The organism is Alkalihalobacillus sp. TS-13 (assembly GCF_019720915.1).
Lineage (GTDB): Bacteria > Bacillota > Bacilli > Bacillales > Fictibacillaceae > Pseudalkalibacillus.
Genome location: NZ_JAHKSI010000001.1, coordinates 1,060,672 through 1,075,359, shown reverse-complemented (window position 1 = coordinate 1,075,359; position 14,688 = coordinate 1,060,672). Strand labels below are relative to the sequence as shown.

Genomic DNA, 14,688 nt, shown 5'->3' with positions numbered 1-14,688 from the left:
CATACTATTACGTTATTTTACAAATTTCTTTTTACAGAAAGTTTATAAATTTATATGACTCTCGATCTATATAGAATTGATTCATTGTTCTTTTAAAAGAACGTGTTGTTGGCTTCGAGGATCAGTGCAACCCATTCTTTGTCCAGGGTTTCGATTCGTGGGTCATTCATCCTTTTTCCTCCTCTATTACGTACCTGGATCAACAACGTTTTTCAGCATGATTTAGCATACACACAAAAAACCCCATCTAAAAATAGATCGGGTCAGTTGCACATGTGACACCATGTATTCCATAGTGCCCACTAGCGAAATAAGTTTTATCGAGTCCCATAACAAAAAGTTATTTAGTCTTATCGTTATAGTTAAAACAATATAAAGTTCATAATCATTCACTTTCCATCTTCTTCACTTCGTTTTCTGCGTAGCTTGGCATTTTTGCTGCTTTTGAGCGTTGTTCCATTTCTTTTGCGTTGTTGTTGCGTTGCGCGTTGGGATTTCCTTTTTTCTGTTTGCCCATTATTCGAACCTCCTGACATGTGTTTTTCTTAGTATGGACGATTTGTCATTCATAATTCTTTTATTTTGGGTCAATCTAAGGTCTAGGAGGTGTTCGTTATGAGTGGACCTTATTTATGTCCAGGCTGTAAAACCAACCGAACCCGCTTTAATGTGATTGAACAGATTCCTAAAGGCGTGAAGCTGGACCCGCAATCTGGTGATGTGGTCGAGGAGTATTCCAACGATAACCTTGAGATGTTCCACATGCCATATAAAGGATCACAATATCGTGTACAATGCGCTGCATGCGGGTTGATCGAGAACGAAGAAACATTCAAAGCACGCGCCACCTCGTCCCAAAACCCATTTTTATCGTAGAAAAAAGCACCAGTAAAGGTGCTTTTATTCGTTTAATTCGACAAGCAGTTCATTGTCTTCAAATTCGATATACTTTGGAATCTGGAATAACCGTATCTTCATTTCTTCAAGGCGTTCAAAATCTTCTTTTTTCATACCGAAAAATTGCTGTTGTTCGTAAATTTCTCCGTCAGAATGTACCCCTTGTGAGTACCCCTGCTGCGATAAAATCGGTTTGTTATCCTGATCCATCAATTCGTAAAACGCTTCACCGATCCGATATTGAGCTATATCCGGCATTTCTTCTAAGCGATTTTGGTATTCGGTATAATTTGTGAAATGGAGGCCTTGCAATTCTTTATCAGCTTTTATGGATAAGACGAAACCATAATTGAAATCATTCGCTCCAGGTCCGATTTGGTCTTTTTCCATTTTAGTAAGGTTGAACTCGATACCATTGACTGTACCTATTTTTCGATTGATTTCTTCGCTTTTGTTTCCTTTATTATCACTCTCACGGAATCGCTGTAAATCTCCACTCGTGAGTTTATGTGATAATTCTTCAGTGGTACTGTAGGTGGCGCCGAGTACTTTCAACTTGAGCTCTTCTGTATTTACAAAGTTAAGACTCTGAAAATGCGGCAGGCCTAGGAATTGTTGTCCGTCGGGTCTAGTTTGGATTGGTGCGAAATCTTTATTTTCGTCATATTGGTAATTCAATCTGTTGAATTCGTATGGTGAATCGATCTCAACATTCAGCTGACTGAAATTAAGGCGCATTTCAAGGTCGGTAAAGGTGATTTCCACATCATCAGCTAACTTGACGGTTTGATTGATCGGTTTCTTCTCTAATATCGGATTCCAGCTTTGGAAGGGGTAATCAAATGACAGATCTTCCATAGCGATTGATCTTTCAGAATCATTCTCCGTCTTTTGGATCAATTCGATATCGCCTAATTCGATTTTATTTATTTTTGAAACAGCTTCAGTATTATAGGTATGCTTTTGTTCTGCATCCAGCCATTCAGAAAAATCTTGGAACAACTTTTCATTAAATTCGGGCTCAATCCATAAACGGTGATAAATCCGATTTTCATAGACAACGCCATCATTAGGTAAATAGAACCCTCCAGGATGATTTCGATTTCCCACCGCAACTTCAAACGGTTCCTGCCCATCAGCATGATATGTCAGCCGATCAAGTGATAAATATGGAATCTCTTCAGGTTTCTCGTCAAACGGAGATAAGTCGAGGCTGTAGGTGACCAACAGGCGCATGTCTTCGTTCCAAACCGAATGGATTTTGAAAGTCCGCCTTTCCTCTAAGATATTTACCTCTACATCCTTGATTTCTGTCATAAGATCATATTTTTCTATTAGTTGAAGTTGCTGGGGATCATAATTTCTTACTGATTGGTTTAATTTTTCTTCCAGTTCACTTTGTGTCTTTGCCACATTGAACACTTCTTCATCCACAGCAAACGAGGTTCGTTCTTTCTCCTGAAATTTGTCGGTTATGAACAGGAATGCCACGACAATCAGAGCGACCGGTATGATTTTAATAAATTTATTTTTCCCTTTCATCTTTTCCCCCTTGAACATCATGACAAGCTATTTAAAATCTATATTCAGCTCTTGTTCCTCTGTATTGAGAAATTTCGAGATGTTCCATATTCGTACATTGAGTTCTTCTACCTGTTTGAATGTTTCTTTTTCTATGCCGAAGTATTGGATATGTACATTGTCTTCCACACCATGTCCGTATAGATCCATAACTCTGATGACCTCACCACCTTGATCTGTCACCTGTATGAAAGGATGTCCTTCGAGGTGATACCTCTCTTCTGCTGGATAACTTTCCATTTCCTCCGCTATACTTGTATAGTCGGTAATGAATGAGCTGCGATAATTTTCCGGGTTGGTCTTCTTCAATTCAAAACCGATCGTCCCGCTGTCAAGTCCATTTCCGCTTGGCCTGAGGGTATGCAATGTAAACTCGGTTCCGTTTACTACTCCTAGCGTACGGTTGATATTATGAATAGTATCGACATCTCTTTTTCGATAAGCAGTGAGTTCTTCTTTTGTGATTTTAAAAGTCAATTCTTTTTCTGAAGGAATCTCAGCTGACAAGATTTTGAATTCGAAACGGTCCGTCATGTTTTCTTCGAAGATCGGTAACGCCAAAAATTGATTTCCATCTTCATCTTTTTCGATTATCGCTGTGTCGGGATGGCCATTGAGTTCGTAGATCAGAGTCCTCAGTCTCGTATCATCTTTTGAGTTGATATCTATGTACAACCTTTGGGAGTACAACAAAGTCTCTAATCTTTTAAAATGGATCGAAACTGTTTCATTCAGTTGAAGTGTTTCTTCAAGATCACTTGTATCAAGTACAGTGTTTTCACCGATAAAATTACTTTTCAACGTAATATCGTCTATATAAATTGGTCTATCCTCTGGTTTGTTTTTCTTTACGAAATGAATGTCTCCAAGTTCCACTTTTTGGATTTTTTCAATTGCACTAAAAGACCATGCTGTCCAATCATTTTCCAAAGTAGGGAAGCCGGGTTCGATGAATACTCTCCGGTAGAGGCGGTTCCCATATACAATCCCATCATTCCTCCAATTCGAAGCATAGAGTTCGATCGGATTCTGGACGGGAATTTCCAAAGGCTCTTTGTCCTTAGCAAAATAGGTTAACCGGTCTAGGAGTAAGTAGGGTATATCACTTGGTTCCTCATCACCCGGCAACAGATTGAAACTATACGTGATCAGCAATCCTAAATGCTGGTTGAAAACCGAGTGGATTCGAAAATCACGTCTTTTCTCCATGATTGGTACATTGACATCATCAACTTGTGTGACTAGATTGTATTCTTCCACACGTTGTTGAATGCCATAATCGGGCATATCCACTTCAAATCGTAACTGTTTTCGTAAATCAGCTTCTGATTCTGCGAGCCTGAACTTTTCTTCATCAACAGAAAATGCCTTTCTTTCCCGCTCCTGGAATTTTTCACTGATTACGAAAAAAGCTATCATGATCAGAACAACGGGAAAGATCTTTACCAGCCTATTCTTTTTCATATTTGCCCTCCAACTTCGGTTCTGATCCTAATCAGGAATTGCAATGATGATTTCCTCTGAATTGAATTCGATAGGTTTTGAGAAATGGAAGAGCCTGAAATTCAACCCATCCGAATTCATAAAATCTTCTGCTTCCATAGCAATATCCATCGAGCTTTCTTTAAGGTTTGAGTGCCCTCCGATTCCTATCAATTGGATAAGATCCGCCTTCGTATTGGTAACCTCAATATAAGCATGTGAATCAACTTGGTTTGGTTGCTCGCCATTATCTTTTTCAACAAGAACATCGGCATAATCACGGAACCATGAAGGACCATAATTTTTCCATGGTGTTTCCATCGACAAGTGAATTTTCATGACATTTTTCCGATCATCTCCAAACTCCATACCGACCAGTTTGAAAGTTCGCCCTGTCACTAGTTCTCCTAGACTCCTATTTAGATCCATAAATGAAGAGTCTTCGGTTTGGCGATGCTTGAAATCAGCAATGTCTTGTTGAGTGATCTCAAGTTCGAACGCCTCATCTGTCGGGGTCATCCCACCTTCAAATTCCAGTCGCAATTCATCAGAATGTATATCAATAGTTGATAGGTAGGATTCACCTTTTTCATCATATTGGAGTCCAGACTCATGTTCCCCACCATTGAACTTGAACGCATATGCGTAATACCGCTCTGGATCAGGTGTAACATCAAAATACAACCGGTTTTGCCCCAAGTGGACCTCTAGCCGTTTTACGTGAGCTTCAGATTCATCTTCGAGTTGAATGGTTTTATCAATTTCAATCGTTTCAAGTGCTTTTTCTTTATGCATGAATTTCATTTCGAGTGGGATCTTTTCGATCTGATGCGTTTTTTCCCCATCTACCAAGTGCAACATTGAAAGGGATACATTTTCTACACGCTCCAGATTCCGTTCGAAAGTCTCCTGTTCATTTTCAGATTCTGATTCGCTCCATCCAAGCACTTCTTCATACGCATCATATACCTCTGGTTGGATCCATATGCTGCGGTAAAGCCTATCCTCAAAGACAAACCCATCATTTGCATATCTCGTACGGTTTTCAAACCCGTTCGTACTGTAAAATTCCGCATTAACCTCGACAGGTGATTCTTTTGGATTATGTAAAGTAAGTTGTTCGACTTCTAGATATGGTACATCTTTCGGACTCTTATCTGGAAGTAACAAGTTGATACTGTAGAGAAGATAGATGTCCCGATTGTTGCTCCATGCTTCATGAATCTGGACGTTGCGCTTGCTGCCCATTATGGGGACAATTTTCTCTTCAAAAGTATCAATCAAACCATATTGCTCAGCTTTCTGGATTTCACTTAACCGATATCCGGAAACCGATTTGTTATAAAATTTAACCTGATCATATGTATCAACGACTGTGAAATCTTTTTCTGCAGCATTTTCTTCTATGTTACTTACCTCTTGTTTTTGAAGGTGCTCGCTTATAAAAAGGAATGCTGTCAAAGCAAGCATGATCGGTATAACTTTTTTCAATACAATGCTTCGATTAATTTCCCTCTACCCCCTTATCCTTCATCCTACCATAAGTTCTAGTTTTTAGGAGGTTGATAGGGGATTTTTCAACTTAAGATGAGAAAACACGATAGATTCATCGGTTTTTATTGAATTTCTTTTAAGCTATGTGAACGGTTTGAAATAAGCGAGGGATGAGGATGAAATCAAGATTATCAAAAATTGGGGGCGAAGTTACATAAATTTGAAATTTTCTACAATAGTGGGGTGGTAATCTGCAAAAATCCAAAATTATCTACAAAAATACATGATTATCTACAAAAGCCAAAAAAGACTCCACCTGCTAAAGATGAAGCCTTTCTTACTCGTATCATTCGCCGCCGCACCAGTCATAAATCACGAGCGCAAAGACCTCGGCTGCCTGGAACACTTTCTCTAGCTCGATGTATTCGTTCGGATAATGGGCATAAGCCGTCACGCCAGGTCCGAATACGATTGAAGGGGTGTTTCCGATTTGAGTCAGGAGACCGCCGTCTGTTCCCCATGGCGAAGCTTCGATTTCAGGGGCTGTCCCAAGTACTTCCTGGTACCTTTCTTGTAAAACCCCCATCAGTTCGTGCTCGAGGTCAATCGAGCCGGGCAGCCATTGGGCTCCGAACCACTCGATTTGAACTGGGTGCTCACTGAACCACTCGTCATCAATCCTGTGCAACGCCTCTTCAAATTCTGCCTTCACATCTTCCAACGTTTCTTGCGGACCGACGCCGACTCTGCCTTCAATCAAAATCTCATCCGGTACGGAAGACGGCCAGCTTCCACCTTCAATTTTCCCGATGTTGATCGGTAGTGGTATCGGAGTTTTGGCATAAAGAGGATCGTCTACCCTGGCATTGCGGTCTTTTTCCAGCGTTTGGATCGCCTTAAGGACCACCATAGCTTTTTCAATGGCACTGACGCCTTCATAACGGGTGCCTCCATGTGCAGAACGACCAAGCACCTTCAATCTGAACCATTTTGAACCTTGTTGTTTCGGGAAGATTTTCATGTTGGTTGGTTCTGGGACGAGTGCTGCATCAGCTGTATAACCTCGTAATACAGCAGCAAGTGTCCCTGCCCCACCGCTTTCTTCCTCTATGACACTATGAAATAGGACATCACCTTTCAGCTTGATCCCTAACTCTTTTAAACATTGGATTGCTAGTAAAAGAGAAAGGTTGCCGCCTTTCATGTCGGTGACTCCCCGCCCGTACATTTTTCCGTCTTGGATATGACCGCTGTATGGATCATGATCCCATTGGTTGGGGTCACCTGCTGGAACAACATCGATATGGCCATTTAAGACGATCGATTTACCTCCGCCCGTACCTTTCCATCTTCCAACGACATTCGGACTCTTGGAAAAATCCGTCCGTGTCGCGCAAAAATAAGGATGGTTCAAGAATTCTTCTTCACACGGAATCCAGTAATCGACTTCGAGACCGAGTTTTTCGAGATGGTCACGGACAAGCTTCTGGACGCCTTCTTCGTTTTCTTGTACACTGCCTTCCTGCACAAGCATTTGCAATAAACCGATTGCGTCCTCCCTGTTCCGGTCGAGCCATTGTTTTACTTTTTCCTGCACCTTTAAATGCCCCCTTTCTCATATGTAGTTTTCAAGAATTGATCGTCAATGTCCTGCTAACTTTAAACGTTGCTTCAGTAGCATTTTCAATTTCATCGAGTGTATACGGATGCATGATTTCGATCAATTCAAGTCCGTCTTCATTCACCTGAAAAACCGCCATTTCAGTGATGATCATGTGTGCCCCTTTTTGCACAGTAAGAGGCAGACGGCACTGGTGGACGATTTTCGAACCGCCATCCTTATTCGTATGATTCATCAGCACGATCACTTTTTTTGCTTTTTGGGCAAGATCAATTGCCCCGCCCATTCCAGGTACCCTTTTACCTGGAACGATCCAATTTGCGATATCACCCTCTTCACTTACTTCGAGCGCACCGAGGATCGTCATGTCGAGATACCCTTTACGTATGATTCCGAATGCCGTTGCACTATCAAAGTAAGAGGCACCGGGAATCAAGGTGACCGGGTAGCCTCCAGCATTGGAGAGATGTCCGTCTTCCGTTCCTTCATCAGGAGAAGGACCCATTCCTAAGATTCCGTTTTCTGTATGCAGCATCACACCCAGCTCTGGTTTTAGATAATCGGCCACCAGGGTCGGGATACCGATGCCCAGGTTCACGATCATCCCCTCAGTTATTTCTTGTGCGGCACGTTTGGCGATCCGTCTGCGCGTTTCAGCTCCCAAACCCATTGCCAATCCACCCCTTTACTTGGTACGACGTAATCAACGAATGCACCTGGTGTCACGATGCATTCCGGGTCAAGCTCTCCTGCCTCCACGATCCGCTCAGCCTCGACAATCGTAATGTTTCCGGCAGTCGCGACATGCGGGTTTGTATTGCGGGCACTTTTGTCATAGGTGAGGTTTCCATAGACGTCTGCTTCTTTCGCAAATACGATCGAAACATCAGCAGTTAAAGACGGTTCAATCATGTATTCACGGTCATCCACCGTCACCTTTTGCTTCCCTTTTTCCACAAGAGTCCCGAGTCCGACATCGACAAGGATCCCACCGAGCCCCATTCCGCCTGCACGGATTTTTTCCGCCAATGTTCCCTGCGGGTAAAATTGAACGTCGAGCTCGCCGTCATGCATCTGCTTTCCAGCTTCAGGATTCGATCCAATGTGCGAGACGACAATGCGGCGTACTCGTTTTTCAGTGATTAATTTTCCAGGTCCGATCCAAGGAAAGCCGACATCGTTGGATATTAATTCGATATCTTTAATCCCTAAATCCAAAATAAAATTGACGAGACTAGGAGGAGCCCCTACTCCCCCGAATCCGCCGCACATCAACGTCATGCCATCTTTAAAATGTTCAGCCAAATCCTCCATTTTCGTAACTTTCGAAGGAATGTTCGGATTCATTCAGTCCTCCCCCTAACTGATTGAGCGATGCTGCAAAAGTCCATCCTGGTCGAGTTCCTGGCTGATTTCAGCGATCGCTTCTTCTAATGTCGATAATAAAAATTTCATTTCTTCCTTGCTGATCGTGAGCGGCGGGGCAATGATGATGGCATCCCCAGCCGTTCCATTGATTCCTCCCACTGCTGGATAGACGATCAGACCTTTTTCAAAGCATTTCTTGATAACACGTTCCGTGACAAAGGTATGGATTGGGAAGCATTCTTTCGTGTCGGGGTTACTGATGAATTCAAGTCCCCACATCATCCCTTTTCCTCTCACGTCTCCTATGACCGGATAGCGATGTGCAAGCTGGAGCAATTCTTTTTCCATGTAAGGTTCAAGTTCTGCGACATGCTCAGTAATCTGATGGCGTTCAATATAATCGAGTAAAGCAAGAGCAACCGCTGCAGATTGTGGATTGCCACTGAGTGTGTGCCCGCTCATGATCACTCTTGAGCCGCTTTCGATCGTCTTGATGATGTGTTTGGACACCATCGTTGCACCAATCGGCGTGTAGCCTCCGCTCAATCCTTTTCCGAGTGCCATGATATCTGGTTCGACACCCCAATGCTCCATCGCAAAATTCTTCCCTGTCCGTCCGAAGCCGGTCATGACTTCATCGGCGATCAAAAGGACCTCATATTGATCGCATATTTCTTTTACTCGATCGAAATAGGGTTCTGGCGGCACAATCGATCCACCCGCAGCTCCGATGATCGGTTCGAAGATGAAAGCAGCGACTTTATCCGGACCGATACGTTGGATGGCGGTCTCCAGTTCGTTCGCACACTTCATACCACAAGTCGGGAACGTATCGTAAAAGGGACATTGATAACAATATGGCGGCGAAACGACAGGGTAATCTGCGAGCAGAGACGCAAAACGGTTCCGTCGCATAACATGCCCGGACATCGAGAGAGCACCGAGCGTTATTCCGTGGTAACTGGTCCACCTGGAAATGACGCGATCCTTTTCTTTCCGTCCTTTTTCCTGCCAGTACTGGACCGCAATTTTCAATGCGGTTTCTGTTGCTTCCGATCCGCTGTTCACAAAAAACGTGTACTCGAGATCACCAGGTGCCATTTGCGCGAGTTTATCGGCAAGCTCTTCAGCTGGCCGGTTGGTGAATTGGGATCGATAGACGAATGAAATCTTCTCGGCCTGTTCCTTCAACGCTTCAATGATTTCGACAACACCATGCCCAATATTGGCTGTGACTGCACCAGATGCGCCGTCCAAATATCGGTTCCCTTCCGTATCATATAAATAGATTCCTTTGCCGTATGCAACTTCCGGATAAGATGCTCCAAGTAATGGTTTTATCAGATGTGATTCTTTGGCCATGGCTATTAACACCTCTTTTCTATGTCGAAAGAAGCAGCCGATCATGTGATGGCCGCTTCCTCCGCTTCATGATGTTCACTACAATTTTCTTTTTATGTGGTTTTAGACTTATTTGCGATATTTTAGACTTAGGGCCAGTTTTTTAGGACTTATTTTGAAATTTTTAGACTTACATCCAAATTTTTAGATTTATGGTTACTCAATCATTCTTTTGATCAAAAATGCATCCGCTGTTACTACATCTTAAAGTAATTCTTCTTTAAAAAACGCGGGACAGCCATAAGTTCTTTAAATGTGACTGAATTCGGCAATGGTTTCGTATCGATTAACATCATCTGATCTTCAATTTCCTCGATAAGGCTCTCCTCTTGATATTCCATACCGCAATTCGGGCAGGATACAGATGGGATTTCTTTTATTTCTATCGCTCGCGAGCCATCGGGAAGTTCCCAATAACCCGTTTTGATCGCTTCTTCTGCTTGCTTTGATTCACACCACATACAATGCATCGAATACCTCCTTACTCGCCAGCTGTCTTCTGTTGTTCGGCTTGCCACTTCCGTTCGACCATTTCATCGCGCTTCGAGCGACGATCTTTCAAGGAAGAGTGTTCTGGATCTGTTTCATAATTTTTACGACGGTTCAATCGCTGCAAACCTTCTGGCACTAAGTTGAATGCCTCATCCCGCATCAGACTGGCGATCCCGACTGTCGTTGGTTTTTCTGCTATTTGATAAACCTCGTCGAAATAGGATTCTGCTCGGCCGGGAACGTAATTTTCAGGCTCCGGATAAGTCGTGATCACACCTTCAAAGTTACGAAGGACGACCTTATCCGCACTTTGCGAGATGATATAATTCGGCTGAACTGAAATCTTTCCGCCGCCACCTGGTGCATCGACAACGAACGTCGGGACAGCGTAACCGGATGTGTGTCCCCGTAATGACTCGATGATTTCGAGGCCTTTCGAAACAGGAGCTCGGAAATGTCCGATCCCTTCCGACAGGTCACACTGATAGATGTAATAAGGGCGGACGCGTATCTTAACGAGATCATGCATCAACTTTTTCATGATGTAAGGACTGTCATTGATCCCTGCCAAAATGACGGCCTGGTTTCCAACCGGTACTCCAGCGTCTGCCAGCATCTCGCAGGCACGCTTCGAGTCTTCAGTGATTTCTATTGATGTATTAAAATGTGTATTCAGCCACACCGGATGGTATTTCTTCAAGATATTGCAAAGGTTCTCCGTAATACGCTGCGGGAAAACGACAGGTGCTCGTGTACCGATACGTATGATTTCCACATGTGGGATCTCACGTAAATTTTTCAACACGTATTCAAGGATATTATCGTTAATCAACAGACCGTCTCCACCCGAGATGAGGACGTCTCGTACTTCAGGCGTATTTGCAATATAATTGATCGCCGCATCCAATTGCTTTTTCGGAACACCCATCCCGATCTGACCGGAAAAACGGCGTCTTGTGCAATAACGGCAATACATCGAGCACTGGTTCGTCACCAGGAACAGCACACGGTCTGGATAGCGATGCGTTAAACCAGGTACAGGTGAATCTTCATCTTCATGTAACGGATCCTCAAGATCGTATTTTGTTTTATTGATTTCAGCTGAGATTGGTACCGACTGCATCCGGACCGGACAGCGTGGATCATCCGGATTCATGAGTGAAGCATAATAAGGTGTAATGTTCAACGGGATGGTCCTGGTTGATATACGTACCCCTTCTTCTTCCTCAGGTGTCAGATTCACCACTTTCTTCAGTTGATCAACATTACGGATCGTGTTGGTCAGTTGCCATAGCCAATCATTCCATTGTTCGTCAGTGACGTCTTTCCATAGTTCAATATCCTTCCAATGACGATCTGGTTTGTAAACGAACTCTTTCATGTCATTCCCCCCAGTTAAAATCTACTCATCTATCTATAATGCAAGTTTTGTGCCAATTTTTATTATTCTGAATATTAATGGGTCATTGTATCATATGAACAAGTGGCTATAAGGGGTGAATGACTATTTTTTCCGAATTAACATAGGTCACCAGAAAACTTTTTTAGTGGGTTGATTCAGGCGAAAGTTCCTCTTTACGAGGGCTTCTGAGCCATAAAGAAAACTTTGGCAAAGCCAAGCCTTTGTGCAGGCTGAGCCTTAGTTACGCTTATACTGAAGAAAGATTTTTATGCTTTCTTTAAGTACAAAAACACCGCCTAATTTTCGGCAGTGCTTTTTTCCTGAAGTTTTGAAAGCTTGTATTGTAGTGTCTGGCGCGGTATTTTCAAAAGTTTCGCCGCTTGTTGGATATTTCCATCAGTCTCCGTCATTGCCCTTTTAATCCACATTTCTTCGGTGTCAGAAATCGCTTCCCGAAGTGAAGGAATCCGCTTCATTTCATTTTCACCGCGACCATCTGATGCTTCAATTAAATGGATTGGGATGTGTTCGAGAGTCAAGGTATCCTCTGTGATCAAATTCAGTGCAGACTCAATCGCATGCTCTAGTTCACGTACATTACCTGGCCAGTCATATTCTTGAAAAAGTTGTTTCACTTCAGATGAAACTCTTGTAACGAGTTTTCCGAACTTGAAATTATACCGCTGGATGAAATGGTCAGTCAGTAATGGGATATCACCTCGTCTTGCTCGTAATGGCGGTATCTTTAAGAAAATGACATTCAACCGATAATATAAATCCTTGCGAAGTGTTTCTTTTTCAATACAAATTTTCGGATCTTCATTCATCGCCACGATGACACGTACATTCACACTTTTTTCAGAAGTACTGCCCACTCTGCGGATCTTTCCGTTCTGTAAGACGCGCAGCAGTTTAGCCTGCGTTTCAAGCGGCATCGAGTTCAGTTCATCTAAAAATAATGTCCCCCCATCCGCTAATTCAAATAGTCCAGGGCGATCGACTGCACCAGTATAGCTACCCTTTGCGGTTCCGAAGAGAATACTTTCGAGAAGTGAAGAAGGAATTGCAGCACAGTTTTGTGCAATAAACGAACGGTTGCACCGATCGGAGGCATTATGGACCGATTGGACCAACAGCTCTTTTCCCGTACCTGTCTCGCCATACACGAGCACAGGGGACGACGAATCCGCAGCGAGGAGCGCCATCTTTTTCACCTTCATAAAGGCTTCATCCTGCGTCAGAATGTCTGTCATTTTAAAGTTTGTACCGTTTTCGTATTCCTTAGGTTTATCATCCCCGGTGTTCCCTTTGACCCGTGCCTCCAGATCAAGGAGTTTCCAGGATAACTGTTGGATTTTGGTGAAATCCTTGGCAATCTCTACAGCACCGACGATTTGTCCATCGACTTTGATCGGTAACGTTGTGTTCACTGTAATGATCAACTGACCTTTCACATTCGGATACCGTTGATGCTGATTGAAAATCGGCTCGCCGGTTTCAAGGACTTTCAATAATGTACTTGTTTCTTTAGAAAAGGACGGAAATACGTCTAAGAGATGTTGCCCTAATACATCTTCAACCGCTACACCATCGTGTGAAGAGGCGATCTCGTTATAAAAAACAGTGATTCCTTCGCTGTTGATGACATGGATGCCTTCATCAATAGAGCTTAAGATCGCTTGCAGCATTTCTTTTGTATTGGTTACATCCAGAAGCATAGGATTACCCCCTAAAACAAGATGCCAAAAATTCATCATTTAAGTGCCAGATTTTCGGCGCACCTTTTATCTGCGTGATAGATCACATATCCATAAGTTCATGTCTTCTAATTTATTAAAGATGTTGCAGTTCTTCGTAAAACGACCCTTGTATGCATATTTCCGCTGATGAAATACCGCATTCATCCCGAAGGATAGAGCCCTTGCGATCGAGTATGAACAAAAGATTTTCTGTTCTTTCAATTCATTTTCAAGCTTTGCGATAAGAATCTTCATCAGTCCTTTCTTCCGGTGCTCAGGGAGGGTAGCACAATCAGTCAATTCTGCATTGTGATAATTCCGATTAATATCTGCAGATGCAGCACTTACGATTTTCCCTTCCGATTCCGCAACATAAAAAATCGAATCATGCTTCATCAACTTCGCAATGTAATCTGGATCGTTCATTGGTGTCGGGTAGATCTCGAAAACGGTTTGATAGAGGTTCGAAAGATCTTTTGCATCTTGTTCTTCTGCTTTTCTGATCGTATAGTCGGAAACACTTGGAATATCAAGCGTACATTTGATTTCTTTTACCTGTTGCAGGGTTTCGTCCTCAAAGATCCAATAGTCACTCGTCCTGCGGCTGTTTTCCGTAAACAGAGCCATCGAATAAGCATCACTTCCATTAAAGTAACCGGTATAAAGGGCTTCAAATTGATACCCCAGTTCTAGGAAAGTCTTCCAATCTTCTTGTCTCGATTTGAGAATCACCTTCGTAAACGGATGTTCATCCAATAGGCGCATAACTTGTTTTTGTACCGAGGTGACATTCCCGCGATAATCTTCCACTTTCAATCGCTCATTAAAAAAATCCAAACTAACATTCATTGTATAATCATTGGAGCTTACTACCCGATCCTCTTTCATGACGTTGACCTCTCTCATCCTGCCAAAACCCCTTTCAAGAAGTAGTGATTACTATTATAGTTGTTAAATTCCATATGTATATGGTTTATTCCTTCAATAGGATGGGGAAAGTAAAGTTGGTTAACCCAAACCATGTAGTAGTATTTATTTCAGCGACATTTACTCCCTTTCCGCGGGCAGACGAAAAGCGGGAGAGACCCGGTTAGGCTCGTAGCTTGCCTGGCTCGCTTTTCCCGCCGGAGTTTCGTAAATTTCACTTAAAGATAAAGCAAAGAAGATCAACCGTAAAATAACCTCTTTTAATTAACAAAAAAAATCACAGT

General features: G+C 42.8%; 13 protein-coding genes. 1 reads left to right on the top strand and 12 read right to left on the bottom strand.

The features are described 5' to 3' along the window. Nucleotides 1-385: 385 nt before the first annotated feature. Nucleotides 386-517 carry a hypothetical protein gene (locus KOL94_RS25150; RefSeq protein WP_260412206.1) on the bottom strand — a complete coding sequence of 44 codons (132 nt, stop codon included), beginning with the start codon at nucleotides 515-517 and terminating at the stop codon, nucleotides 386-388. Nucleotides 518-615: 98 nt separating this feature from the next. Between KOL94_RS25150 and KOL94_RS05260 the strand changes: the two genes are divergently transcribed. Further along, nucleotides 616-876, top strand: coding sequence for a DNA alkylation repair protein (locus tag KOL94_RS05260; protein WP_221564736.1), 261 nt, complete (start codon nucleotides 616-618; stop codon nucleotides 874-876). Nucleotides 877-900: 24 nt separating this feature from the next. Here the strand turns inward: KOL94_RS05260 and KOL94_RS05255 are convergent, their stop codons facing one another. The 11 genes from KOL94_RS05255 to ablB form a co-directional block, all read right to left on the bottom strand. Next, nucleotides 901-2,439 (bottom strand): hypothetical protein, encoded by a 1,539-nt coding sequence (locus KOL94_RS05255; RefSeq protein WP_221564735.1) that lies wholly within the window; start codon nucleotides 2,437-2,439, stop codon nucleotides 901-903. 27 nt (nucleotides 2,440-2,466) lie between these two features. Then, nucleotides 2,467-3,942 (bottom strand): hypothetical protein, encoded by a 1,476-nt coding sequence (locus KOL94_RS05250; protein ID WP_221564733.1) that lies wholly within the window; start codon nucleotides 3,940-3,942, stop codon nucleotides 2,467-2,469. A 27-nt stretch (nucleotides 3,943-3,969) separates the two neighbouring features. After that, a complete protein-coding gene (locus KOL94_RS05245) occupies nucleotides 3,970-5,451 on the bottom strand; it encodes a hypothetical protein (protein ID WP_221564731.1) in 1,482 nt (493 codons plus the stop codon). A gap of 349 nt (nucleotides 5,452-5,800) precedes the next feature. Then, nucleotides 5,801-7,051: a peptidase gene (locus KOL94_RS05240; RefSeq protein WP_221564730.1), complete on the bottom strand. Its 1,251-nt coding sequence runs from the start codon at nucleotides 7,049-7,051 to the stop codon at nucleotides 5,801-5,803. Nucleotides 7,052-7,082: 31 nt separating this feature from the next. Beyond that, entirely contained in the window at nucleotides 7,083-7,745 is a 663-nt protein-coding gene (locus KOL94_RS05235; protein WP_221564729.1) for a 3-oxoacid CoA-transferase subunit B, read from the bottom strand. Further along, on the bottom strand, nucleotides 7,688-8,422 hold the full coding sequence (locus tag KOL94_RS05230) for a CoA transferase subunit A (protein WP_221564728.1): 735 nt from the start codon (nucleotides 8,420-8,422) through the stop codon (nucleotides 7,688-7,690). The genes KOL94_RS05235 and KOL94_RS05230 overlap by 58 nt, the downstream gene beginning before the upstream one ends. Nucleotides 8,423-8,434: 12 nt before the next feature. Continuing rightward, nucleotides 8,435-9,805: an aspartate aminotransferase family protein gene (locus tag KOL94_RS05225; RefSeq protein WP_221564727.1), complete on the bottom strand. Its 1,371-nt coding sequence runs from the start codon at nucleotides 9,803-9,805 to the stop codon at nucleotides 8,435-8,437. Between the two features lie 236 nt (nucleotides 9,806-10,041). Continuing rightward, complete coding sequence (locus KOL94_RS05220) at nucleotides 10,042-10,314, bottom strand: YokU family protein (RefSeq protein ID WP_221564726.1); 273 nt, start codon at nucleotides 10,312-10,314, stop codon at nucleotides 10,042-10,044. A gap of 11 nt (nucleotides 10,315-10,325) precedes the next feature. Next, nucleotides 10,326-11,717, bottom strand: a complete 1,392-nt coding sequence (kamA, locus tag KOL94_RS05215) for a lysine 2,3-aminomutase (RefSeq protein ID WP_221564725.1) — start codon at nucleotides 11,715-11,717, stop codon at nucleotides 10,326-10,328. Nucleotides 11,718-12,034: 317 nt separating this feature from the next. Then, entirely contained in the window at nucleotides 12,035-13,456 is a 1,422-nt protein-coding gene (locus tag KOL94_RS05210) for a sigma 54-interacting transcriptional regulator (protein WP_221564724.1), read from the bottom strand. A 66-nt stretch (nucleotides 13,457-13,522) separates the two neighbouring features. Beyond that, complete coding sequence (gene ablB / locus KOL94_RS05205; RefSeq protein ID WP_260412205.1) at nucleotides 13,523-14,383, bottom strand: putative beta-lysine N-acetyltransferase; 861 nt, start codon at nucleotides 14,381-14,383, stop codon at nucleotides 13,523-13,525. Nucleotides 14,384-14,688 lie beyond the last annotated feature (305 nt).

Excerpts from the sequence above, each read along its gene's own strand:
- KOL94_RS25150 (WP_260412206.1), bottom strand. The coding sequence starts at position 517 with ATGGGCAAACAGAAAAAAGGAAATCCCAACGCGCAACGCAACAACAAC.
- KOL94_RS05260 (WP_221564736.1), top strand. The coding sequence starts at position 616 with ATGAGTGGACCTTATTTATGTCCAGGCTGTAAAACCAACCGAACCCGC.
- KOL94_RS05255 (WP_221564735.1), bottom strand. The coding sequence starts at position 2,439 with ATGAAAGGGAAAAATAAATTTATTAAAATCATACCGGTCGCTCTGATT.
- KOL94_RS05250 (WP_221564733.1), bottom strand. The coding sequence starts at position 3,942 with ATGAAAAAGAATAGGCTGGTAAAGATCTTTCCCGTTGTTCTGATCATG.
- KOL94_RS05235 (WP_221564729.1), bottom strand. The coding sequence starts at position 7,745 with ATGGGTTTGGGAGCTGAAACGCGCAGACGGATCGCCAAACGTGCCGCA.
- KOL94_RS05230 (WP_221564728.1), bottom strand. The coding sequence starts at position 8,422 with ATGAATCCGAACATTCCTTCGAAAGTTACGAAAATGGAGGATTTGGCT.
- KOL94_RS05225 (WP_221564727.1), bottom strand. The coding sequence starts at position 9,805 with ATGGCCAAAGAATCACATCTGATAAAACCATTACTTGGAGCATCTTAT.
- KOL94_RS05220 (WP_221564726.1), bottom strand. The coding sequence starts at position 10,314 with ATGCATTGTATGTGGTGTGAATCAAAGCAAGCAGAAGAAGCGATCAAA.
- kamA (WP_221564725.1), bottom strand. The coding sequence starts at position 11,717 with ATGAAAGAGTTCGTTTACAAACCAGATCGTCATTGGAAGGATATTGAA.
- KOL94_RS05210 (WP_221564724.1), bottom strand. The coding sequence starts at position 13,456 with ATGCTTCTGGATGTAACCAATACAAAAGAAATGCTGCAAGCGATCTTA.
- ablB (WP_260412205.1), bottom strand. The coding sequence starts at position 14,383 with ATGAGAGAGGTCAACGTCATGAAAGAGGATCGGGTAGTAAGCTCCAAT.